At 73.0% G+C, this 22,587-nt stretch carries 23 protein-coding genes and 2 tRNA genes; 6 read left to right on the top strand and 19 right to left on the bottom strand.

From position 1 onward, the window contains the following. Positions 1-9: 9 nt before the first annotated feature. The 9 genes from ruvA to pgsA form a co-directional block, all read right to left on the bottom strand. On the bottom strand, positions 10-624 hold the full coding sequence (gene ruvA / locus ACEZDE_RS04845; RefSeq protein WP_380532638.1) for a Holliday junction branch migration protein RuvA: 615 nt from the start codon (positions 622-624) through the stop codon (positions 10-12). Continuing rightward, a complete protein-coding gene (ruvC, locus tag ACEZDE_RS04840) occupies positions 621-1,244 on the bottom strand; it encodes a crossover junction endodeoxyribonuclease RuvC (protein ID WP_380532636.1) in 624 nt (207 codons plus the stop codon). The genes ruvA and ruvC overlap by 4 nt, the downstream gene beginning before the upstream one ends. A gap of 141 nt (positions 1,245-1,385) precedes the next feature. After that, positions 1,386-2,147 (bottom strand): YebC/PmpR family DNA-binding transcriptional regulator, encoded by a 762-nt coding sequence (locus ACEZDE_RS04835; RefSeq protein WP_380532634.1) that lies wholly within the window; start codon positions 2,145-2,147, stop codon positions 1,386-1,388. Between the two features lie 49 nt (positions 2,148-2,196). After that, entirely contained in the window at positions 2,197-2,790 is a 594-nt protein-coding gene (gene pdxT / locus ACEZDE_RS04830; RefSeq protein WP_380532632.1) for a pyridoxal 5'-phosphate synthase glutaminase subunit PdxT, read from the bottom strand. A gap of 105 nt (positions 2,791-2,895) precedes the next feature. Continuing rightward, on the bottom strand, positions 2,896-3,810 hold the full coding sequence (gene pdxS, locus ACEZDE_RS04825) for a pyridoxal 5'-phosphate synthase lyase subunit PdxS (RefSeq protein WP_380532629.1): 915 nt from the start codon (positions 3,808-3,810) through the stop codon (positions 2,896-2,898). Positions 3,811-3,950: 140 nt separating this feature from the next. Further along, positions 3,951-4,484, bottom strand: coding sequence for a hypothetical protein (locus ACEZDE_RS04820; protein ID WP_380532626.1), 534 nt, complete (start codon positions 4,482-4,484; stop codon positions 3,951-3,953). Positions 4,485-4,495: 11 nt separating this feature from the next. Continuing rightward, complete coding sequence (locus tag ACEZDE_RS04815) at positions 4,496-5,668, bottom strand: glycosyltransferase family 4 protein (RefSeq protein ID WP_380532625.1); 1,173 nt, start codon at positions 5,666-5,668, stop codon at positions 4,496-4,498. Continuing rightward, positions 5,665-6,600 carry a phosphatidylinositol mannoside acyltransferase gene (locus ACEZDE_RS04810; protein WP_380533334.1) on the bottom strand — a complete coding sequence of 312 codons (936 nt, stop codon included), beginning with the start codon at positions 6,598-6,600 and terminating at the stop codon, positions 5,665-5,667. Before ACEZDE_RS04810 ends, ACEZDE_RS04815 begins: the two co-directional genes overlap by 4 nt. 5 nt (positions 6,601-6,605) lie before the next feature. After that, positions 6,606-7,256 carry a phosphatidylinositol phosphate synthase gene (gene pgsA, locus ACEZDE_RS04805; RefSeq protein WP_380532623.1) on the bottom strand — a complete coding sequence of 217 codons (651 nt, stop codon included), beginning with the start codon at positions 7,254-7,256 and terminating at the stop codon, positions 6,606-6,608. A 237-nt stretch (positions 7,257-7,493) separates the two neighbouring features. On the opposite strand from pgsA, the gene ACEZDE_RS04800 reads away from it, so the two are divergent. Together ACEZDE_RS04800 and ACEZDE_RS04795 are read left to right on the top strand one after the other, a co-directional pair. Beyond that, entirely contained in the window at positions 7,494-9,701 is a 2,208-nt protein-coding gene (locus ACEZDE_RS04800) for an elongation factor G-like protein EF-G2 (protein ID WP_380532621.1), read from the top strand. Between the two features lie 83 nt (positions 9,702-9,784). Next, positions 9,785-11,419 (top strand): hypothetical protein, encoded by a 1,635-nt coding sequence (locus tag ACEZDE_RS04795; RefSeq protein WP_380532618.1) that lies wholly within the window; start codon positions 9,785-9,787, stop codon positions 11,417-11,419. Here the strand turns inward: ACEZDE_RS04795 and ACEZDE_RS04790 are convergent, their stop codons facing one another. From ACEZDE_RS04790 to ACEZDE_RS04775, 4 genes are all read right to left on the bottom strand, one after another. Further along, positions 11,420-11,983, bottom strand: a complete 564-nt coding sequence (locus ACEZDE_RS04790) for an HIT family protein (protein ID WP_380533332.1) — start codon at positions 11,981-11,983, stop codon at positions 11,420-11,422. It abuts the gene before it with no gap. A gap of 80 nt (positions 11,984-12,063) precedes the next feature. Then, positions 12,064-14,037 (bottom strand): threonine--tRNA ligase, encoded by a 1,974-nt coding sequence (thrS, locus tag ACEZDE_RS04785; RefSeq protein ID WP_380532615.1) that lies wholly within the window; start codon positions 14,035-14,037, stop codon positions 12,064-12,066. 100 nt (positions 14,038-14,137) lie between these two features. Next, positions 14,138-15,409 carry a hypothetical protein gene (locus tag ACEZDE_RS04780; protein WP_380532612.1) on the bottom strand — a complete coding sequence of 424 codons (1,272 nt, stop codon included), beginning with the start codon at positions 15,407-15,409 and terminating at the stop codon, positions 14,138-14,140. A 56-nt stretch (positions 15,410-15,465) separates the two neighbouring features. Beyond that, on the bottom strand, positions 15,466-16,047 hold the full coding sequence (locus tag ACEZDE_RS04775) for a DUF4365 domain-containing protein (RefSeq protein WP_380532609.1): 582 nt from the start codon (positions 16,045-16,047) through the stop codon (positions 15,466-15,468). 192 nt (positions 16,048-16,239) lie between these two features. On the opposite strand from ACEZDE_RS04775, the gene ACEZDE_RS04770 reads away from it, so the two are divergent. Further along, positions 16,240-16,965 (top strand): exonuclease domain-containing protein, encoded by a 726-nt coding sequence (locus ACEZDE_RS04770; RefSeq protein ID WP_380532606.1) that lies wholly within the window; start codon positions 16,240-16,242, stop codon positions 16,963-16,965. Positions 16,966-16,992: 27 nt separating this feature from the next. Here the strand turns inward: ACEZDE_RS04770 and ACEZDE_RS04765 are convergent. Together ACEZDE_RS04765 and ACEZDE_RS04760 are read right to left on the bottom strand one after the other, a co-directional pair. Next, positions 16,993-17,067: transfer RNA gene (locus ACEZDE_RS04765), tRNA-Val, on the bottom strand. A gap of 56 nt (positions 17,068-17,123) precedes the next feature. Then, positions 17,124-17,195 (bottom strand) — tRNA-Val (locus ACEZDE_RS04760). Between the two features lie 291 nt (positions 17,196-17,486). Here ACEZDE_RS04760 and ACEZDE_RS04755 point away from each other — a divergent pair. Next, on the top strand, positions 17,487-17,900 hold the full coding sequence (locus ACEZDE_RS04755; protein WP_034091203.1) for an SsgA family sporulation/cell division regulator: 414 nt from the start codon (positions 17,487-17,489) through the stop codon (positions 17,898-17,900). 218 nt (positions 17,901-18,118) lie between these two features. Beyond that, a complete protein-coding gene (locus tag ACEZDE_RS04750) occupies positions 18,119-18,709 on the top strand; it encodes a CGNR zinc finger domain-containing protein (protein ID WP_380532603.1) in 591 nt (196 codons plus the stop codon). A gap of 8 nt (positions 18,710-18,717) precedes the next feature. Here ACEZDE_RS04750 and ACEZDE_RS04745 read toward each other — a convergent pair whose 3' ends face one another. Continuing rightward, on the bottom strand, positions 18,718-19,158 hold the full coding sequence (locus ACEZDE_RS04745; protein ID WP_380532600.1) for a hypothetical protein: 441 nt from the start codon (positions 19,156-19,158) through the stop codon (positions 18,718-18,720). Between the two features lie 65 nt (positions 19,159-19,223). Here ACEZDE_RS04745 and ACEZDE_RS04740 point away from each other — a divergent pair, with 65 nt between their 5' ends. Then, entirely contained in the window at positions 19,224-19,712 is a 489-nt protein-coding gene (locus ACEZDE_RS04740) for a DsbA family protein (RefSeq protein ID WP_380532598.1), read from the top strand. Positions 19,713-19,742: 30 nt separating this feature from the next. On the opposite strand, the gene ACEZDE_RS04735 is transcribed toward ACEZDE_RS04740, so the two are convergent. From ACEZDE_RS04735 to ACEZDE_RS04725, 3 genes are read right to left on the bottom strand one after another with little or no spacing between them, the layout of a single operon-like run. Beyond that, entirely contained in the window at positions 19,743-20,591 is an 849-nt protein-coding gene (locus ACEZDE_RS04735) for a GNAT family N-acetyltransferase (protein WP_380532595.1), read from the bottom strand. 5 nt (positions 20,592-20,596) lie between these two features. Further along, positions 20,597-21,418 (bottom strand): aminotransferase class IV, encoded by an 822-nt coding sequence (locus ACEZDE_RS04730; RefSeq protein WP_380532593.1) that lies wholly within the window; start codon positions 21,416-21,418, stop codon positions 20,597-20,599. Positions 21,419-21,450: 32 nt separating this feature from the next. Further along, positions 21,451-22,482: a chorismate-binding protein gene (locus ACEZDE_RS04725; protein ID WP_380532590.1), complete on the bottom strand. Its 1,032-nt coding sequence runs from the start codon at positions 22,480-22,482 to the stop codon at positions 21,451-21,453. Between the last annotated feature and the right edge of the window lie 105 nt (positions 22,483-22,587).

The following is a 22,587-nucleotide window of genomic DNA, read 5'->3' as shown; positions in this document are numbered from 1 at the left end:
CGGCGGTCCTCAGCGGGTGCGGTTGCGGGTTCGGAGGGCGCTGCGGAGCAGGGCCGAGATGTCGGGCTTGGCCTGGGCCTCGGCCTCGGGGGTGACCGCGACCACGGCGTCCTCGGCCTCGCGCGGGGCGAAGCCGAGGCCGACCAGGGCCGCGTGCAGCTGCTCGGACCAGGGCGCGGGCCCGGCCGCGACGGCGCGCTGGCGGCCGACCCCGGCGCCGGTGGGCGCGCCGAGCCGGTCCTTGAGCTCGATCAGCAGCTTCTGCGCGCCCTTGGGGCCGATCCCGGGCACGGCGGTGAGCGCCTTGGCGTCGCCGCGCAGGACGGCGGTGCGCAGCGCGTCCGGGCTGTGCACGGCCAGCATGGCCTGGGCCACCTTGGGGCCGATGCCGCTGGCGGTCTGCAGCAGTTCGAAGGTCTGCCGCTCGTCGTCGTCGACGAAGCCGTAGAGGGTGAGTGAGTCCTCACGCACCACCAGGGAGGTGGCCAGCCGGGCCTCCTCGCCGATCCGCAGCGGGGCCAGCACCGCGGGCGCGCACTGGACCAGCATGCCGACCCCGCCGACCTCGATCACGGCCGAGGCGGGGCCGAGGGCGGCCACCGGGCCACTGACGAAGGCGATCATCGGCGGTACTCCTTGGGACGGCGGCCGGTCGGGACGCCCGACCCGGCCACGCTGGCAGCGGCGGTGCGGGGAGCGGCGGTGCGGGGAGCGGCGGTGCGGGCGGCGGCCGGGGCGGTACGGGCGACCGCGGCGGCGATCCGGTCGGTGGCCGCGCCGCGCCAGATGTGGCAGATGGCCAGCGCCAGCGCGTCGGCGGCGTCGGCCGGCTTGGGCGGTGCGTCCAGCCGCAGCAGCCGGGTGACCATCGCCCCGACCTGTGCCTTGTCGGCCCGGCCGTTGCCGGTGACAGCGGCCTTGACCTCGCTGGGGGTGTGCAGGGTGACCGGGATGCCGCGGCGGGTGGCGCAGAGCATGGCGACCGCGCTGGCCTGCGCGGTGCCCATCACCGTGCGGACGTTGTGCTGGGCGAAGACCCGTTCCACCGCGACGAGTTCGGGCCGGTGCTGGTCGAACCACAGCTCCAGGCCCTGCTCGATCTTCAGCAGCCGGTGCGCCACGTCCTCGTCGGCGGGGGTGCGGACCACGCCGCAGGCGACCATCCGCAGCGAGCGGCCCGCCTCGCCGTCCACCACGCCGACGCCGCAGCGGGTCAGCCCCGGGTCCACCCCCAGTACGCGCACGCGCCGCCATCCTCCCGATCGAACCGAACACCCGCGCAGAACACCTGCGTGGTGAGGCTATCGCTCCCCGCCGACAACCCCGCCCCGGACATGCCGCCGCCCGGCACCCGCGGGGGATGCCGGGCGGCGGGTACGGCGGTCCTACTCCTCCTCGTCCAGCTCCGCGGCGGCCTCGGCGGAGAGGTCGAAGTTGGCGAAGACGTTCTGCACGTCGTCGCTGTCCTCCAGTGCGTCGATCAGCTTGAAGATCTTGCGGGCGCCGTCGGCGTCCAACTCGACCTGCACGCTGGGGACGAAGCTGGCGTCGGCGGAGTCGTAGTCGATCCCGGCCTCCTGGAGCGCGGTGCGGACCGCGACCATGTCGGTGGCCTCGCTGATCACCTCGAAGTTCTCGCCGAGGTCGTTGACCTCCTCGGCGCCCGCGTCCAGGACCGCGTCCAGGACGGTGTCCTCGTCGAGCTTGTCGCCCTTGGCAACGACGATGACGCCCTTGCGGTTGAACATGTAGGAGACCGAGCCGGGGTCGGCCATCGAGCCGCCGTTGCGGGTCATCGCCACCCGCACGTCGGAGGCGGCGCGGTTGCGGTTGTCGGTCAGACACTCGATCAGCACCGCGACGCCGTTGGGGCCGTAGCCCTCGTACATGATCGTGGAGTAGTCGGCGCCGCCGGCCTCGGCACCGGAGCCGCGCTTGACCGCGCGGTTGATGTTGTCGATCGGCACCGAGCTCTTCTTGGCCTTCTGGATGGCGTCGTAGAGCGTCGGGTTGCCGGCCGGGTCACCGCCGCCGGTGCGGGCCGCCACCTCGATGTTCTTGATCATCTTGGCGAAGAGCTTGCCGCGCTTCGCGTCGATGGCGGCCTTCTTGTGCTTGGTGGTAGCCCATTTGGAGTGGCCGGACATCGAGTAGCTCCTTCAATACGCAACACCAAAGAAATGAACAGGGGAGATCCTACGCGTTGCGGACCATGTCCACGAAGTACCGGTGCACCCGGCTGTCGCCGCTCAGTTCCGGGTGGAACGAGGTGGCCAGCAGCGGGCCCTGACGCACCGCGACCACGCGCTGGTCGCCCAGGTCGGCCAGCACCTGCACGCCCTGGCCGACCGACTCGACCCAGGGCGCCCGGATGAAGATCCCGTGCACCGGGCCGCCGTCCAGGCCGCGGAAGTCGACGTCCTGCTCGAACGACTCGTTCTGCCGACCGAAGGCGTTGCGGCGCACGGTCATGTCGATGCCGCCGACCGACTGCTGGTCGTCCCGGCCGTCCAGGATCTTGTCGGCCAGCATGATCATGCCGGCGCAGGAGCCGTACACCGGCATCCCGGCCGCGACCCGGGCCCGCAGCGGGTCCATCAGGCCGAAGAGCAGCGCCAGCTTGGACATCGTGGTGGACTCGCCGCCGGGGATGACCAGCGCGTCGATCTCCGCGAGTTCCTCCGGACGGCGGACCGGGCGGGCCACGGCGTCCGCCTCGACCAGGGCCAGGGCGTGCTCCCGCACGTCGCCCTGCAGGGCGAGCACCCCGATGACAGGTGAACTCTTCACAGCGGAGACCTCTTCGGAACTCTGGGGGCTTCGGAACTCTGGGGCGGAACGAGGAAGGTGGGGAGCACCGGCCCGCAGGCCCGCGCTCCCCACCCGTGGGGCGTGCTACCAGCCGCGGTTGGCGTAGCGCTCGGTCTCGGGGAGGGTGTCGCAGTTGATGCCGACCATGGCCTCGCCCAGGCCGCGCGAGACGTCCGCGATGACCTTGGGGTCGTCCCAGAAGGTGGTGGCCTTGACGATGGCCTCGGCGCGCTTGGCCGGGTCGCCGGACTTGAAGATGCCGGAGCCGACGAAGACGCCCTCGGCGCCCAGGTGCATCATCAGCGCGGCGTCGGCCGGGGTGGCCACCCCGCCCGCGGAGAACAGCACCACCGGGAGCTTGCCCAGCTCGGCGACCTCGGCGACCAGCTCGTACGGGGCGCGCAGCTCCTTGGCGGCGGCGTAGAGCTCGTTGTTGTCCAGAGCGCGCAGCTTGCCGATGTCGCCGCGGATCTGCCGCATGTGGCGGACCGCCTCGACCACGTTGCCGGTGCCGGCCTCGCCCTTGGAGCGGATCATGGCCGCACCCTCGGCGATCCGGCGCAGCGCCTCGCCCAGGTTGGTGGCGCCGCAGACGAAGGGGGTGGTGAACGCCCACTTGTCGCTGTGGTTGACCTCGTCGGCCGGGGTCAGCACCTCGGACTCGTCGATGTAGTCGACGCCGAGCGACTGCAGGATCTGCGCCTCGACGATGTGGCCGATCCGGGACTTGGCCATGACCGGGATGGAGACCGCGCTGATGATGCCGTCGATCATGTCCGGGTCGGACATGCGCGCCACGCCGCCGTCCTTGCGGATGTCGGCCGGGACCCGCTCCAGGGCCATGACCGCCACGGCGCCGGCGTCCTCGGCGATCTTCGCCTGCTCGGCGTTGACGACGTCCATGATCACGCCGCCCTTGAGCTGCTCGGCCATGCCGCGCTTGACGCGGGCGGTGCCGACCGCGGGGTTGCTGCTGGGAGCCGGGGTGTTGGTGGACACGAATGACCTCACTGAAGACACGGACACGGTGCGATAAGCCCAATGGTAGGCCTGTATCGACCCTAGCCGATGCTCCACCCGGTCCACCTGGGCCTGCGCCGATACTCCGCAGTGGTGCGTGTCACGCGGGGCGTGTGGTGTCAGGCGCGGGTGAGCGCGGCCGGGGCCTCGTCGTCCATCTCGAAGGTGAGCGGGAACGGGGCGTGTCCGGCGAGGCGGAACAGCCGCACCACCCGGTGCCTGCGCACCGCCCGCGCGGCCCGGACCGAGTCGTTGTGGAAGGTCCGCGCCATCGGCGCCCGCCGGGTCGCCGACGCCAGGTCGGCCACCAGGTCGTCGCCGCCCGGCACCGCGCGCAGCTCCTTGACCTGCTGAGGCTCGCCGAAGACCGCCCGCAGCGCCTGGCTCAGCTCGCTCTCGGCGACCTCGCGCCGCTCCTCGTCCGCGGTGCGCGCGGCGTGCGCGGCCTGGTAGAGCACGATCGAGGAGGCCGGGTCCAGCAGCGTGGACGTGGCCAGCTCCAGGGTGGTCGCCGAGCGGCGCAGCAGCTGCGCGTCCAGGCCGGCCCGCGCGGCGTCGATCCGCGCGTGCAGCCGGTCCAGCCGTCCCGCGGTCCAGCTCAGGTAGAGGCCGATCACGACGACGGCGAGGACGATCCAGATCCAGATGCTCACAGCGGCTTAGCTTAGAGGGTGGTGTCCCTGGCCAGGCCGAGGCGGGCGCGCCAGCCGCCGCCCGGGTCCGCGTCCACGAGGGCGGCGGCGCCGGTGGTGACCGTCTCGTAGACGGAGAGGATGTCCGCGCCGACGGTCTCCCAGTCGAACCGGCGGACGTGCGCGGCGCCGGACGCGCGCAGCGCGGCCAGCCGGTCCGGGTCGCCGAGCAGCCGGATCGCGGCGGCGGCCAGCGCCTCCGCGTCCTCGACCGGGAACAGCTCGCCGGCCGCTCCCCCGTCCAGCACCTGCCGGAACGCGTCCAGGTCGCTGGCCAGCACCGGGGCGCCCGCGGACATCGCCTCGACCAGGATGATGCCGAAGCTCTCGCCGCCGGTGTTGGGCGCGACGTAGACGTCGACGCTGCGCAGCAGCGAGGCCTTCTCATGGTCGGTGACCATGCCGAGGAACTCGATCCTGGACCTGACCTCGGGCGGCAGCCCCTTGACCGCCTCCTCCTCGTCGCCCTTCCCGGCCACCAGCAGCCGTACGCCGGGGCGCGCGGCGATGATCCGGGGCAGCGCCTCCAGCAGCGTCGGCAGGCCCTTGCGCGGCTCGTTGATCCGGCCGACGAAGCCGATGGTGCCGCCGGACCACTCCGGGCGCGGCTCGGCGTCGGCGAAGAAGCCGACGTCGACGCCGTTGGGGATGACCACGGCGTCGCCGCCGAAGTGCTCGACCAGGGTGCGCCGGGCGTACTCGCTGACCGCGATCCGGGCGCTGATCTTCTCCAGCGCCGGCTGCAGCAGCGGTTCGGCCGCGACCATGGCGCGGGAGCGCGGGTTGGAGGTGTGGAAGGTCGCCACGATCGGCCCGTCGGCGGCCCAGCAGGCCAGCATCGACAGGCTCGGCGAGACCGGCTCGTGCACGTGCAGCACGTCGAAGCGGCCGTCGTGCAGCCAGCGGCGGACCCGCGCGGCGGACAGCAGGCCGAAGCTCAGCCGGGCCACCGAGCCGTTGTAGGGCACCGGCACCGCCCGGCCCGCGGACACCACGTAGGGCGGGACCGGCAGCTCGTCGTCGGCCGGGGCCAGCACCGAGACCTCGTGGCCGAGCGCGATCAGGTGCTCGGCCAGGTCCCTGATGTGGAACTGGACGCCGCCGGGGACGTCCCAGGCGTAGGGGCAGACGATGCCGATCCTCACTGCACGGTCTCCTCGGGTGCGGGCCGGGTGCTCGCGGCGAGCCGGGCCGGGTCGACGTCGGCGAGCCAGAAGCGCTGCAGCATGTGCCAGTCCTGCGGGTGCTCGCGCACCCCTTCGGACCAGACGTCGGCCAGCGCCTGGGTCATCGTCGCGGCCTTCTCCCGCTTGCTGCCGGTCCCGGGGACGGCGACCTCCTCGTGCACCCGGCCCTTCATCACCGGGGTGCCGTCGTACCAGAGGGTGACCGGGAGCAGCGCCGCCCCGGTCTGCACCGCCAGCACCGCGGGCCCGGCCGGCATCCTGGCGGCCTCGCCCAGGAAGTCCACGTCCACCCCGGAGGCGGACAGGTCGCGGTCGCCGACCAGGCAGACCAGGCCGCCCTCGCGCAGCCGCTTGGCCAGCGTGGCAAGGGTGTTGGCGCCGCCGGTGAGCGGCAGCACCTCCATCCCCAGGCCCTCGCGGTAGGCGACGAAGCGATCGAACAGCTTCTCCGGCCTCAGCCGCTCGGCGACCGTGGCGAAGGGGTAGCCGCGGACCACCACCCAGGCCCCGGCCAGGTCCCAGTTGCCCATGTGCGGCAGCGCCAGCACCGCGCCCCGGCCCGAGGCCATCGCCGCGTCCAGCCGCTCGACGAACTCCGGCTCGAACGAGGCCTTGACCCGCTCCCGGCTCCACACCGGCATCCGGAACGACTCGCACCAGTAGCGCAGGTAGCTGCGCATCCCGGCCCGGACCAGCTCGGCGAGTTCGGCGTCCGAGGCGTCCGGGCGGACCCGGCGCAGGTTGGCCTCAAGACGCAGCACGCTCTTGCCCCGGCGCTTCGCGACGGTGTCCGCGATCCGCTGGAACAGTCCGTTGGCCGCCGACTCGGGCAGCCGCTTCACCGCGCCCCAGCCGGCCGCGTAGGCGGCGTAGGTGAGCTGGTCGCCGATTCCGCTCACAGCCCGCCCTCCCCGGCCGCGACGGCCTCGGCGGCCTCCCTGCGGACCGTGAGCACCCGCTGGAACACGGTGATCAGGCTGCCCACCGCGATCAGCCACAGCGCGATCGGCAGCAGCCAGTCGATGTAGGGCACGCCGAACTGGTGCAGCCCGGCCAGCCCGGCCAGCACCAGCGTCACCACCAGCCGCTCGGCCCGCTCCACCAGCCCCTGGACGTCGCACTTGAGGCCCAGGCTCTCGGCCCGCGCCTTGGTGTACGACACCACCTGTCCGCTGGCCAGGCAGAACACCGCCACCGCGCAGAGCAGCAGGTTGTCGCCCTTGCCCGCGTACCAGAGCGCGATCCCGGCGAAGACCGCCGAGTCGGCGACCCGGTCCAGGGTGGAGTCCAGGAAGGCACCCCAGACGCTGCTGGTCCCGGCCTGGCGGGCCATGTTGCCGTCGACCAGGTCCGAGAAGACGAAGGCGGTGATCACCAGCGTGCCCCAGAAGAAACTGCCCCGGGGGAAGAACACCAGCGCGCCCGCGACCACCCCGCCCGTTCCGACCAGGGTCACCGCGTCCGGGCTGACCCCGATCCGCAGCAGGAACGCCGCGAAGGGGGTGAGCACCCGGGTGAAGAAAGCTCGCGCGTATTTGTTGAGCATGGGCCTTCCGACCGCTCCGATCTGGCTCCGCCGACAGCCGGGGACGCGTTCGGTCCCGGGCGGGGACATCGTATCCGTGGCGGAACCGCCGCTCGGGGCCGGGCACGCCGCCGGTGCGGCTGCTATGGACCTCGCGGCCCGCCGGTGACAGGCTCGAACTCACCGCGGGTGACCCTCCATCCACTCTGCGCGGGCCACCGTGGCGACCACTGGAGTGCGCGCGGGAGGAGAGCAGTCATGGGCGACAGGACGAACGGCCGTGCGGGAGCCGCCGGAAGGGCTCCCGCGGCCGACCGGGAACAGCGGATCCGCTCACTGCGGAACGTGGTCCTGGTCGGCCACAGCGGCGCGGGGAAGACCACCCTGGCCGAGAGCCTGGCCCTGGCCACCGGGGCGCTGACCCGGGCCGGGCGGGTGCAGGACGGCACCACCGTCTCCGACTACGACGAGATCGAGCACCGGCAGCAGCGCTCGGTGCAGCTGTCGCTGGTGCCGCTGGAGCACGCGGGCACCCGGATCAACCTGCTGGACACCCCCGGCTACGCCGACTTCACCGGCGAGCTGCGGGCCGGGCTGCGGGCTGCCGACGCCGCCCTGTTCGTGGTCGCCGCCACCGACGGGATCGACGGCGCGACCCGGCTGCTCTGGGCCGAGTGCGCCGCGGTCGGCATGCCCAGGGCCCTGGTGGTGACCAAGCTGGACGCCCCGCAGGCGGACTTCGCGGCCACTGTCGAGCTGTGCCGGGAGGCCTTCGGCGGCGACAACCCGGAGGCCGTGCTGCCGCTGCACCTGCCGGTCAACCACGGCCCCGAGGGCCCGGACGGACGGCCGCGGATCTCCGGTCTGCACGCGCTGCTCAGCGGCGGCTGCTACGACTACGCCGACGGGCACCGGGTCGAACGCGCCCCCGACGCCGAACCGGCCGGCGCCGCCGCGGCGGCCAGGGACCGGCTGATCGAGGCGGTCATCGCCGAGAGCGAGGACGAGGCGCTGATGGACCGCTACCTCGCCGGGGCCGAGATCGACGCCAAGACCCTGGTCGACGACCTGGAACGGGCGGTCGCCCGCGGCGCGTTCCACCCGGTGCTGGCCTCGGCGCTGCCGCTGGAGGGCTCCCGCGAGGGCCTCGGCAGCATCGAGCTGCTGGAACTGGTCACCGCCGGCTTCCCCTCCCCCGCCGAGCGCCCGCTGCCCGACGCCACCGCACCGGACGGCCGCAGCCGTCCGCCGCTGGCCTGCGACCCGGACGGGCCGCTGGCCGCCGAGGTGGTCCGCACCAGCGGCGACCAGTACGTCGGCCGGCTCAGCCTGGTCCGGGTGTTCTCCGGGACGCTGCAGCCGGACCAGCCGGTGCACGTCTCCGGGCACGGCCCGGCCGAGGGCGACCACCAGGACGACCACGACACCGACGAGCGGGTCGGCGCGCTGTCCTCGCCGTTCGGCCGGGTCCAGCACCAGGTCGCCGAGGCCTGCGCGGGCGACATCGTCTGCGTCGCCAAGCTGACCGGGGCCCGCACCGGCGACACCCTCTCCGCCCCGGCCGAACCGCTGCTGGTGGCCCCCTGGCAGATGCCGGAACCGCTGCTGCCGGTCGCGGTCGAGGCGCACAGCAGGACCGACGAGGACAAGCTGTCGCAGGGCCTGGCCCGGATCGTCGCCGAGGACCCCACCCTGCGCCTGGAGCAGAACCCGGACACCCACCAGCTGGTGCTGTGGTGCCTCGGCGAGGCCCACGCCGACGTGCTGCTGGAGCGGCTGCGCACCCGCTGCGGGGTCCAGGTCGACCGGGTCCCCTACACCGTCCCGCTGCGGGAGACCTTCGCCGGGCCGGGCCGCGGACGCGGACGGCACGTCAAGCAGTCCGGCGGGCACGGCCAGTTCGCCATCTGCGAGATCGAGGTGGAGCCGCTGCCGACCGGGGCCGGCTTCGAGTTCGTCGACCGGGTGGTCGGCGGGTCCGTGCCGCGGCAGTTCATCCCCTCGGTCGAGAAGGGCGTCCGGGCCCAGCTGGCCCGGGGCGTCAGCGCCGACTACCCGGTGGTGCACGTCCGGGTCACCCTGGTCGACGGCAAGGCGCACTCGGTCGACTCCTCCGACGCCGCGTTCCAGACCGCGGGCGCGCTGGCGCTGCGCGAGGCCGCCACCGAAGCCGGGGTCCGGCTGCTGGAACCGGTCGCCGCGCTGCGGGTGCTGGTCGCCGACGAGTACGTGGGCGCGGTGCTCGGCGACCTGTCGGCCCGGCGCGGCCGGGTCCAGGGAACCGAACCCGTGGGCGTCGGCCGAACCCTGGTCCGGGCCGAGGCGCCCGAGCTGGAGCTGGTCCGCTACGCCGTCGACCTGCGGCAACTGGCACACGGCGCGGGCGACTTCACCCGCTCCTACGCACGGCACGAGCCGATGCCGGACGCGGTGGCGGCGCGCCTGCGCCCGGGTTCTGACGGGTAATGGACTGACGCGGGGTGATCTGCGGCGATATCCTGGCTGCTCCGGCCTTCTGACGCCCGTTCAGCGGACGCCGGATACCGCCGATGGGAGGGGACCCCGTGGTCTGGCCGCAGATCCCGCGCACCGACGCACCGCACACCGCCGTCACCGCTTCGCTCTCGACGCTGGCGTACCGCGACGCCAAGGTCACCGACCTCACCGGGATCCACGAGGCCACCAACCACAAGGACGGCCACTTCGTCCTGTTCACCGCCAACCTCGGCGAGGCCTTCTGCCGGGCGGTGATGAAGCGCACCCTGGGCGCCGAGCGCAAACCCCTGGTCCCCTCCATCGGCACCGATCCGCGGCTGGTGGTCGAGCACTGCGTGGCCGCCGAGGCGCTGCGGCACGAGCGCGACAAGCGGCTCACCGTGGTCGCCCTGCTGACCGGGGTGCTGTTCCTGCCCGGCTTCCTGCTCTGGCTGCTCGCCTTCGAGGTGCGCCGCCGGAGCAGCCCCGAGCGGCGCTCGCTGTACGGGGGCGCGGTGATGACCGTGGTGGTGCTGCTGGCCGTGCTGTTCGCCTGGCGGCCGTTCGCGCACGGCTACGCGGGCCTCTACGTCCGGGTGATGATGCTGGTCCCGGTGCTCGGCTGGTTCATCGCGTTCCGCTTCTGCCTGCGCACCGCGGAGCAGCTGCGCGAGCGCTGGAACGCGGTGCTGGACGGCAGCGGCGTCGGCCCGATCGTCCGCGACGCGGTGCCGATCGGCCCCGGCGACGCCAGGGCCGAGGAGCTGCGCAAGGGCCTGGAGGCGCTGGCCGACGAGCAGGACACCAACGTCGCCCACTACGCCGGGCCCAAGGGAATACTGGAGATGGGCGTGCGCTGGGGCTCGTGGACCCTGGCCGAGAACCTGGACCCGCGCGAGGGCGTCACCGAGATACGCGCCTTCCACCCCTGGGACGTGGTCCGGAAGATCGAGGACCGGCTCAAGCTGATGACCCGCACCACCATGGCGGACAACGGCATCCCGCAGATGAAGGTGGGCCACTGGGTGGTGGAGTCGATACCCCCGGGCGCCGACGAGATCGGCCGGGCCTACGGCGCCGACAGGATGGACGGCCACCGGATGCGCCCCGCGGCGATCGCCGACCTGGCCAACGACAACACCCTGGGCCAGAACCTGCGGCACTACCTGGGCGCCCAGACCGTGCTCTGGAACGGCAAGTTGGTGGTCTCGCTGCTGATCAAGGCGACCCTGCTGGACCACATCCTGCGGGTGGAGATGACCGGCTACGCGATGGGCCCGATGGCGCCCATGTTCGACAAGAAGGCCAAGCCCGAGGAGAAGCAGGTAGCCAAGACCGGCAAGTTCTGGGAGGAGCGCACCGTCCACCAGCCGATCATGACCTCCGACGAGGTGGTCCGGCTGGCCCTGCGCGCCCCCTTCACCTGGCCCTTCGGCCAGTCGATGCTGGACTGGCTGGGCGGCACCCTCAAGCTGCCGGAGCCGTTCGGGCTGCGCTCCGCCTGGGCGAACACCCCGTGGAGCAACCGCTTCATGGCCGACGACGCGCTCCAGCTGGCGCTGCCGGTGCTGCGCGCGGTGCACCAGGCGACGATCCAGTTCCTGGCCGACCACGACGTGGACGTGGACCGGTTCAAGTTCCGCGCGCAGATCCTGGGCGCCGAGGTCCAGGGCGGCCGGCCCAGCCGGGTGGACGAGTACGACGTCTAGTCAGGACGCGTCGGGCCAGGCGTCCAGCAGCACCTTGCGGGTGTCCGCCAGTATCTGCGGCAGGATCCGGGTCTGCCCGATGATCGGCATGAAGTTGGTGTCGCCGCCCCACCGGGGCACCACGTGCTGGTGCAGGTGCGCGGCGATGCCGGCGCCGGCGATCGCGCCCTGGTTCAGGCCGATGTTGAAGCCCTGCGCACCGGACGCCGCCCGCAGCGCGGTCATCGCCTGCTTGGTGAGCTCGGCGACGTCCGCGGTCTCCTCCGGCGTCAGCTCGGTGTAGTCGGCGACGTGCCGGTACGGGACGGCCATCAGGTGCCCGCCGTTGTACGGGTACAGGTTGAGCACGGCGTAGGCGTGGCCGGCCCGGCGCAGGATCAGCCCGTCCTCGTCCGACATCGCCGGGATCGCGCAGAACGGGCAGCCGTCGGTCGGCTCGGGGCCGGTGGGCTTGTTCTCGCCCTTGATGTAGGCCATCCGGTGCGGGGTCCACAGGCGGCCGAAGCCGTCCGGCACACCTGCTCCGTCCTGCTGCTGCGGCTCCGTCGTCATGTCGATCAGCATAGGCGCTGACCCGCCGCGCACGGGGGGCGGGCTCATGGATGAACCCGCCCCCCGAGCGCGCCCCCAGCGCTGCTCCGGCGTCACACCTGGGCGCGGCTCTCCACGGCCTCCAGGATCTCCGCCAGCGCCTGGTCCCGCGGGATGCCGTTCTTCTGCTCGCCGTTGCGGTAGCGGAAGCTGACGGCGCCGTTGGCGACGTCCTCGTCACCGGCGATGACCATGAACGGGACCTTCAGCTTCTGCTGGTTGCGGATCTTCTTCTGCATCCGGTCGGACGAGGCGTCCACCTCCACCCGCAGCCCCTTGGCCTTCGCCTCGGCGGCGAACTCCTGGAGGTACTCGACGTGGGCGTCGCCGATCGGGATGCCCACCGCCTGGACCGGCGCCAGCCACGGCGGCATCGCGCCGGCGTAGTGCTCCAGCAGCACCGCGAAGAACCGCTCGATCGAGCCGAACAGCGCCCGGTGGATCATCACCGGCCGCTGCCGCGAGCCGTCGGCCGCGGTGTACTGCAGGTCGAACCGCTCGGGCAGGTTGAAGTCCAGCTGGATGGTGGACATCTGCCAGGTCCGGCCGATGGCGTCGCGGGCCTGCACCGAGATCTTCGGGCCGTAGAAGGCCGCGCCGCCCGGGTCGGGGGTCAGCGGGAGCCCCTGCTTCTCGGCGGCCTGGCGCAGGATCTCGGTCGCCTCCTCCCAGACCTCGTCGCTGCCGACGAACTTCTCCGGGTCCTTGGTGGAGAGCTCCAGGTAGAAGTCGGTCAGCCCGTAGTCCCGCAGCAGGCCGAGCACGAAGGTGAGCAGCGAGTCCAGCTCCTCCGCCATCTGCTCCCTGGTGCAGTAGATGTGCGCGTCGTCCTGGGTGAAGCCGCGGGCCCGGGTCAGCCCGTGCACCACGCCGGACTTCTCGTAGCGGTAGACCGTGCCGAACTCGAACAGCCGCAGCGGCAGTTCGCGGTACGAGCGGCCCCGCGCATCGAAGATCAGGTTGTGCATCGGGCAGTTCATCGGCTTGAGGTAGTAGTCCACCCCCTCGTCGAGCTGCATCGGCGGGTACATGCCGTCGGCGTACCAGTCCAGGTGGCCCGACTTCTCGAACAGCGCACCCTTGGTGGCGTGCGGGGTGTAGACGAACTCGTAGTTCTCCTGCTCGTGCCGCTTGCGCGAGTAGTCCTCCATCGAGCGGCGCATGATGCCGCCCTTGGGGTGGAACACCGCGAGGCCGGAGCCGATCTCGTCCGGGACGGAGAAGAGGTCGAGCTCGGCGCCGAGCTTGCGGTGGTCGCGCTTGGCGGCCTCCTCCAGGAAGTCCAGGTGCGCCTTGAGGTCGTCCTTGGTCGCCCAGGCGGTCCCGTAGATGCGCTGCAGCATCGGGTTCTTCTCGCTGCCGCGCCAGTACGCGGCGGCGTTGCGCATCAGCTTGAACGCCGGGACCCGGGTGGACGGCAGGTGCGGGCCGCGGCACAGGTCGCGCCAGCACAGGTCGCCGGTCTTCGGGTCCAGGTTGTCGTAGATGGTCAGCTCCGCGCCGCCCACCTCGACGTCCGCGCCGTCCTCGCCGGTGGCGCCGCCCTTGAGCCCGATCAGCTCCAGCTTGTAGGGCTCGTCGGCCAGTTCGACCCGGGCCGCCTCGTCGGTGACCACCCGGCGGGAGAACCGCTGCCCGCGCTTGATGATCTCGGTCATCTTCTTCTCGATGGCCTTGAGGTCCTCCGGGGTGAACGGCTTGTCCACGTCGAAGTCGTAGTAGAAGCCGTCCTTGACCGGCGGGCCGATGCCCAGCTTGGCCTCGGGGAACAGCTCCTGCACGGCCTGGGCCATGATGTGCGCGGTGGAGTGGCGCAGGATGGACAGCCCGTCCGGGCTGTCCACGGCGACCGGCTCGACCTCGTCGCCCTCGGCCAGGACGTGGGCCAGGTCCTTCAGCTCGCCGCCGATGCGGACCGCGACGACCGCGCGCTCGCCGGGGAAGAGGTCCGCCGCCGTGGTGCCCGTCGTCACCACGCGCTCTTCCCGATCGGGTTCGCGACTGATGACCACACGGACGTCCGACACCGGACTCTCCTGACTCTCGGCAAGATCCTGAGCAGCGACTGCTGCGGTGACGATGGTACCGAGAGTCCGGAGCTCCTTGCGCGGGCGGCCGGGCCCGGTCTCAGCCCTCCGCGTCGTCCGGCCCGGCCGCACGTCCGGCGCGCAGCCGCAGGGCCTTGAGCAGCCGGTCCCGCTCGGCCGCGTCCAGCCGGACCGCCTCCACCCCGGCCGGGTCGGCGAGCCTGCGGAAGCCGCCCTTGCGTTCGAGCCGGCCGCGGATCCGCACCGGCAGTCCGCCCAGGTGCGCCTCGGCCGCGGTCCGGTAGTCGTTCTCGGCCAGCCGGACCCGGACCTCGTCCACCTCGGCGCCGGTCAGCACCCGCAGCCGGATCTGGCCCTCGCCGCCGGGAACGGCCCGTTTCAGCCGGACCACCGCGCCGGTCAGCTCCACCGCGACCGGGGGCTCGCTGCGCTCCAGCCGTTCGGCGGCGGCCTCCAGCACCGGCAGGTCGCCGGGCGAGAACTCCAGCAGCAGCGGGCGGTTGACGAAGCCGCGCGGCGGCCCGACCGAGGCGGCCCAGGACAGCGCGATCTCGGCCCCCTCGCTGCCGCGGACCAGCTGCACCAGCGAGCCGACCAGCTCCCGGCTGACGCCGAGCCGGACCCCGTCGTCGAAGGCGTCCGGGCGGCCGGTGGCGCGCTGCAGGTCGATCGCGTCGCGGGTCACCTCAAGGGCCCGGACCAGGGTGGTCGTGGTCTGCCGGTCCTCCGGCGCCGGGGCGTAGGCGGTGAGCAGCCCGGCGCCGGTGCCGGGGGCGACCACCAGCACCCGTTCCAGGAAGTCGGCGGCCTGGGCGTCCAGCCGGGCGCCGTAGTAGGCGGCGCGGGTGTGCCCGGCCTTGGCCGCGGCCGAGAGCATCGCGCTGGCGGCGGCCCGCAGTTCCTCCTCCGCGCCCCAGGGCACCGCCCCGCCGACGCCGGGGACGTCCCGGCGCCAGTGGATCTCGTCGCCGGGGACCAGCAGCGAGGCCAGGACCGCGCGGGCGGAGGGGACGCCGGAGCGGGAGAGCGCGGCGACCGCCTCGTCCAGCAGGTCGGCGCTGTCGTCGAAGCCGCGGTCGGCCGGGATCAGCAGGCTGGTATCCGGCTCCAGGTCGTCCGGCGGGGTCCACCGGGTGTAGTGGCCGCGGGCGCCGCCGCGGCGCTGCCAGCCGTGCCGGGCCAGCAGGGTGCAGAGCACATCGGGGTCGACCCTCGCCGGGTCGGGCAGCGGTCCTTCGTCGGACCGGCCGTCCTCGGGCCGGCTGTGCCCGCCCCCGGCCCGGACCGCGTCACGCCCCGAGCCGGAGTCCACCGAGGTCATGCCCTGGGTGTCGCGCCGGATGGCTGTCACGTCATTCCCTCCTGGCTGGAGACGGTCGTGAGTCGGCCCGGAGCCCGTGCGGTCGCTCAAGGGCGTTCGCCCGCTCCCACTCGCGCCATGATGGCGCACAGCGCGCGATCGTCGAAGACCTGCTCCGTCGGGATCCGGACATTCGTCCGGCGCTTCCCGGTCACCGGGTGCCCCGCCAGGTTGACCCAGTAACAGCAGTGCCGCAGCTCCAGCCGGTCCGGCCGGGCCAGCAGCCACTCGTCCACCGTCCGCGGGACGAGCATCACCACCAGGACCTTGTGCACCGCGACCCGGGCGTGGGCGAGTTTGCGCAGGTGGTCGTTGTCGAGGGTGAAGCTGAAGTACGGCCCCGGCGGATCCGGCGGGATCTGGTAGGTGCACTTGAGCTGCACCTTGACGGTGGCCTCGTCGTCCGCGGTGTGCTCGGTGCTGCCGTGGCTGACGTGCCAGTCGATCCCGTTGTCCGGGAACGGCGAGGACAGCGCGCAGCCGGCCGCCGCGGCGACCGCGTGCAGATAGCCCACCTGGAGGGTCTCCATGCAGGAGGTGACCGCGAGTTGACCTCGCATCGGTTGTCCCGGCCCGGCTCCGCTCCACCCCTCGGATGGCGTGGCCGGTTCGGGTTGTGTCAGCGCCATCGCCGCCGTCTTCCCCGTCGACCGGCGGCCCTCGGTCCGGACCGGACGGGCCGTCACTTGTGTTGTGTCCGCCGGGATGCACGGCGAAACAGGTTGTCCCCGGCGGTTGTGGATCCGCAGCTCGCGGCAGGGTTGCGCGCGGTAGGTGACGGGGTATCACCTCAGCGTGACCACCTGTCGGAGGAGGCAGCCATGACGTTCTGGTACGAGGGGCCACTGGCTTCCTTCGACACCGAGACCACCGGGGTCGACGTCGAGCATGACCGGATAGTGACGGCGGCGCTGGTGGTCCAGGACGCCCCGGACGGGCCGGTCCGCCGCCGCGCGTGGGTGGCCGACCCGGGGCTGCCGATCCCGGCCGGCGCGACCGCGGTGCACGGCCTGACCGACGCCTGGGCCCGGCGGAACGGGCGTCCGCCGCGGGTGGTGGTGGAGGAGGTCGCGCTGGCACTGGCCGAAACCGCTCGGGTCGGCCTGCCGCTGGTCATCATGAACGCGCCGTACGACCTGACCCTGCTGGACCGGGAGCTGCGCCGGCACCGGGGCAGCTCGCTGGCGTCGTACGCGGCGAGCGCCCCGCTGCTGGTGGTGGACCCGCGGGTGCTGGACAAGCACCTGGACCGCTACCGCAAGGGCCGCCGCACGCTGACCGACCTGTGCGCGCACTACGGGGTGGAGCTGGGCACGGCGCACGACGCGGCGGCGGACGCGACGGCGGCGCTGGGGCTGGTCCGGGCGATAGGCGGGCGCTTCGAGGCCCGGCTCGGGGCGCTGAGCCCGGCGGAGCTGCATCTGCGGCAGGCGGTGTGGCACGCGGCACAGGCACGGGGCCTGCAGCAGTGGTTCGCCAGGAGCGGCTCGCCGGAGGCGGTGGACACCTCCTGGCCGCTGCGGCGGCAGGTGGACCGGGCGGCCTGAGCCGGTCGGTCCAGCCGGTTCGGATCCTGGTGCGCAATGCTGGGTTCGAACCAGCGACCTCTCCGGTGTGAACGGAGCGCTCTCCCACTGAGCTAATCGCGCGGGGCGGGGCAACGGAGAGAACACTAGCAAACACCAGTGCTATTTCTTCGCCGTCGTGCGCAATGCTGGGTTCGAACCAGCGACCTCTCCGGTGTGAACGGAGCGCTCTCCCACTGAGCTAATCGCGCGGGATGTTTCCTCGGCGGCACCACCTGCTGTGCCGCTGGCAAAACTTTACCGCATCCGAGAGGCTGCTCCGGACACCCCGGATGACCGGATCCAACCCCTCCGACACCGCCTGTACACAGGTTCGACACACCTTCTGCCGACTCCTGTGACGGCTGTGAGTGCTGAGCCGTAAGGGGTACCAGGTACGCACTAATCGGGACAGAGGGGTTTACACCGGTCGCCGAGGTGGGATGGTCCGTTCGCCGACGTGCGATCCCCGAGCGCACACTGAGCGAAAGGCCCTGGCGCTTATGAACACCACGGTCAGCTGCGAGCTGCACCTGCGCCTCATCGTGTCGAGCGAGTCATCACTGCCCGTCCCCGCGGGCCTGCGCTACGACACCGCCGACCCCTATGCCGTGCACGCCACCTTCCACACGGGCGCAGACGAGACCGTCGACTGGGTCTTCGCCCGTGACCTCCTCGCGGAGGGGCTGCATCGGCCGACCGGGACCGGTGACGTCCGTGTCTGGCCCTCCCGCAGCCACGGACAAGGAGTCGTCTGCATCGCCCTGAGCTCTCCGGAAGGAGAAGCCCTGCTGGAAGCCCCGGCGCGTGCGCTGGAGTCCTTCCTCAAGCGAACCGATGCCGCGGTGCCCCCGGGCACCGAGCACCGTCACTTCGACCTCGACCGAGAGCTCTCGCACATCCTCGCGGAGAGCTGAACCCTCCATCCCTTCGACCGTGCGCAGCCGTGCTACTCGGGGGCACGGACGTACGACACAGCGCAGCAACCGGGCGCACCCCGCACACGAGAGCCGCCGCGAGTCCCCACCGGAACCGCGGCGGCTCCCGCGTGTCCCGGCGCATGTCCGCCCCCTACGGCGGGGCGGGCGGCGGTAGAGTCGCCGCCAACCCGGCCGGACACCACAGGGAGTCTCACGTGCTGATCACCCACGACACGCAGTGCGCTCTCGACGTACTCGTGGACCTGCTCAACACCGCCCCCGAGGCGGCGGGGCAGGAGGGGCTGCCGGACCTGGCCGCGCTGCGCGACTTCGTGGTCCGCCACGAGATCAGCGAGGTGGGCACGCTCGGCACGGACGACCTGGACGCGGTGCGCCGGGTCCGTACCCAGTTCCGCGCGGTGTTCCTGGCCCGGTCCACCCAGGCCGCCGCCGAACTGGTGAACACCCTGGTCGCGCAGGCCGGGTCGACCCCCCGGCTGACCGACCACGACGGCCACGACTGGCACATGCACTTCTTCGCGCCCTGCGCGGCGCTGGCCGACCACCTGGCGGTGGAGGCCGGGATGGCGCTGGCGTTCATCGTGGTGGCGGGCGAGCGGGAGCGGCTGCGCCGCTGCGAGGCCCCCGACTGCGCCCGGGTCTTCGTCGACCTCAGCCGCAACCGGTCCCGCCGCTACTGCGACAGCAGGACCTGCGGCAACCGGATGCACGTCGCCGCCTACCGGGCCCGGCAGCGGACCGCGGCGGAATCCCCGGACGCGCTGACCGAGGCCGCGGCCAGGTAGCTCCGGAGCTAGAGACCGCGCCGCTTGAGGATCTCCTCGATGTCGGAGAAGTCGTCCTCCCTGTACGGCTTCTTCGCCGCGACCGCAGGCGGCGCGGTGCGGCCCTTGACCGCCGGCGGCGCGGTGCGGCCCTTGGCCTCCGCCGCGGGCTCACTCGGCTTCAGCGCCCGTCCGCGGCGGATCCCGGTGGCGAGCAGCAGCAGCGCCGCCGCGCCGAGCATCACCACCCCGGTCCACACCTTGGGGTCGAACACCAGGTGCGCGGCCCAGTCGCCGAGCGCACGGCCGATCCGGTCGAACACGGTGATCAGGCCGGTCAGGTAGAGGCCGGTCGGGACCAGCGCGACGGCGGCCCAGCGCAGCGCCGAGCGGAACCGTCCCCTGGTGCCGCGCAGCACGGCGATCACCACCGCGGCTGCCGAGAGTGCCAGGCACACGATCGCGGTCATCGGCCCACTCCGTCCCTCGCTGCTGTCCTCACTACCATCCTGCCTGTAATGGGAGACTGACGGGCATGAGCGATAGTTCCCTCCCCCGTGTCGAGTTCTGGTGCGAACTGCAGTGCCCCGACTGCGCCACCGCCCTGGACGACGTCCGTGCGCTGCGCGAGGCCTACGGCGACCGGCTGGAGATCGTGCTGCGGCACTTCCCGCTGGACAAGCACAAGCACGCCTTCGCCGCCGCCCAGGCCGCCGAGGAGGCGTTCGCACAGGGCCGGGGCTGGCCGTACGTCGAAGCGGTGCTGGCCAGGACCGCGGAGCTGGACCGCCGCGGCGAGGCGCTGCTGGTCGACCTGGCCCGGGAGCTGGGCCTGGACGCCGAGGAGATGGACACCGCGCTGATCGACGGCCGGCACATGCTGGTGGTGGACGCCGACCACGCCGAGGGCAAGGCCATCGGCGTGACCGGGACGCCCACCTACCTGGTCGCCGGGGTCCGGCTGGACGGCGGCCAGAGCCAGGAGGGCCTGCGCGAGCGCATCACCGCCCTGCTGGGCGCCTGACCGGCGCCGACCTGGACGGGCTTGCGCCGACTACAGCTGCTTGTGCAGCACGTGCCGGTACGGGACGTAGCCGAGCGAGGCGTAGAGCGAGCGGGCGGTCCGGTTGTCGGCGAAGACGTTGAGGCCCAGGTGGTGCACGTCGTGGGCGAGGCACTCGCGCTCGGCCAGCAGCATCAGCGTCCTGCCGTGGCCGCGCCCGCGCCGCGCCTGGTCCACCACGATGTCGAACACCCAGGCCAGTGGGCTGCCGTCGGGCAGGGTGCGCTGCCGGGTGTGCACCCAGACGCTGCCGACCGGCTCGCCGTCGGCCTCCAGCACCCGCAGCAGCGTGTCCGGGGAGGCGGGGCCGTCCGGGAGCACGGCGGCGTGGCTCGCGGCGGTCCTGGCCTCGGCCTGCGCCGAGGTGAGGCCGTGGGCGACCAGGGCGGCCACATGGTTCCAGCTCTCGGCGGCGAGCCAGGGCCGGTACTCGTCGTCCCGCATCGGCCGTCCGGCGCTGCCGGCCGGAAGCGCCGGGGGCAGGGCCGGGAGGGCCTTGCGGAGGTTGGCCGAGCGCAGGGTGTAGCCGAGGGTGCGGGCCAGGCCGAGACCGGCCTCCTCGCCCGTTCCCGCGGGCACCCAGGCGTTCGCGCTGGTGCAGCCCCAGGCCCGGAGCACCTCCTCGGCGGCGAGCCCGGCGACGATGCCCCGGCCCCGGCCCCGGTCCCGGCGGTCGATGACCAGCTCGCTGACGGTGCCGCCGCGCGCGCCCGCGCCGCCGTCCGCGGCCACGGTCAGGCCGCCGACCACGCGGCCGTTGACGCAGACCGCGTAGGCGCGGCGACGGCCCCCGCCCGGCGTCGCGGTCTCCGGGCCGGACGGGCGGATGGTGGTGGTCATCCGGGTCACGGCTCCAGGTCGGCCGCGGAGCGCTCCGCGAAGACGGCCATGGCCTTGGCGGTGACCGGGCCCGGCGCGCCGGGGAGGTCGCGGTCGTCCACCCGGGAGACTCCCTGGATGTCCCGCAGGGTGCCGGTCAGGAAGACCTCCTCGGCCTCCTCCAGCACGGTCAGCGGGAGGTCGGCCTCCTCCGCGTCCAGCCACTGCAGCGCCAGCGCCCGGGTGATCCCGGCCAGGCAGCCGGAGGTGAGCGGCGGGGTCAGCAGCCGCCCGTCCAGCACCACGAAGATGTTCGACCCGGTGCCCTCGCAGAGCCGTCCGCCGGTGTTGCCGAAGACCGCCTCGGAGGCGCCGTACTCGTGCGCGCGGGCCAGCGCCACCACGTTCTCGGCGTAGGAGGTGGTCTTCAGGCCGGCCACCGCGCTGTGCTCGTTGCGGGTCCACGGGACGGTGACCACCGCGGCGGTGTCCGGGCGGCGGGTGGTCCCGCCCAGGGCGACGATCAGGCTGGGGCCGCTGTCGCCGCGGTCCGAGCCGAGCGGGGCCAGGCCGCCGGTGTAGGTGATCCGGAGCCGGCCGAGCGGCATCGGGTTGGCGGCCAGCACCTCGGCGCAGGCCCGCCGGACCAGCTCGCGGTCCGGCGCGGGCAGGCCGAGGCCGCGGGCCGAGCGCTCCAGCCGGTCGAGGTGCCGGCCGAGCGCGAACGGCACGCCGTCCACGGCCTTGACCGTCTCGAAGATCCCGTCGCCCACGGTGATCCCGTGGTCGAGGACGGAGACGGTGGCGTCGGCGGAGTCCTGCAGCGCGCCGTTGACCCAGATCCGCACGATGGTGCTCCGTTTCTACGCTGTCCTGCTGCCTACCGCCCCGGTCCGGACGGTGGGTCAGACGCTATCGCGAGCAGCCGGGCGGCCTTCAGTTCGGTCTCGTCCCATTCGCGTTCCGGGTCGGACCCCCAGGTGATCCCGGCCCCGCTGCCGAAGCGCAGCCGCGGCCCGGCCGGGTCGTCCCGGTCGATCCAGAAGGTGCGGATGCCGACGGCGAGCCGGGCCTCGCGGCGGTCGGCGTCGACCCAGCCGACCGCACCGCAGTAGGGGCCGCGCGGGGCCGTCTCCAGCTCCCGGATGATGCGCAGCGCACTGGACTTGGGCGCGCCGGTGACCGACCCGGGCGGGAAGGCCGCGGCCATCAGCTCCGGCCAGCCGGTGTCCGCGCGCAGGTCCCCCTCGACCGTGGAGACCAGGTGCACCAGCCCGGGGTGCTTCTCCACCGCGCAGAGGTCGGGGACGGTGACGCTGCCGGTGGCGCAGACCCGGCCGAGGTCGTTGCGGACCAGGTCGACGATCATCACGTTCTCGGCGTAGTCCTTCTCCAGCAGGTCGGCCTCGGTCCGGCCGGTGCCCTTGATCGGCCCTGAGCGGATCCGGCCGCCGCGGCGTTCCAGGAACAGTTCGGGCGAGGCGGTGGCGACCTCCACGCCGTGCGCCGGGAGCCGCACCGTGCCCGCGTAGGGGGCCGGATTGCCGTGGGCGAGGCGGGCGGTGAGGGCGTCCACGTCGGAGCCGTGCTCCGGGTCCGGCAGCGGGGCGGAGAGCACGCGGCAGAGGTTGGCCTGGTAGACCTCGCCCGCGGCGATCCGCTCGCGGATCCGGCGGACGCCGTCGGTGTAGCCGGCCCGGTCCAGCGAGCTGTCCCAGGCGTCCCGGGCCGGGCCGCGCCAGGCCCCGGGCGCGGGCGGGGTCGACGCGGGCCGGACGTGGGCGAAGCGGGCGCAGGTGGTCCGGCCCTCGAAGTCGGCCACCACGGCCCAGAACCCCGAGCTGTCCAGCGCCGCCGGGTCGTCGGTGACGTCGAGCAGCCCGGTCGCGATCCGTCCGTCGAACCGGGCCATCGGAGTGAGTCGGGGCAGGGACTGGGTCACTGGGCGCTCGTGATTCTGTGCGGGCGGGCGGCGGGGTCGCCGCGCGCCGAGTCTAGTTCTGAGCGGGGGAAACGC

It is taken from the genome of Streptacidiphilus cavernicola (assembly GCF_042510955.1).
Classification (GTDB): Bacteria; Actinomycetota; Actinomycetes; order Streptomycetales; family Streptomycetaceae; genus Streptacidiphilus; species Streptacidiphilus cavernicola.
Note: the sequence above shows the minus strand (reverse complement) of the source record. Positions and strands in the feature narration are given on the sequence as shown.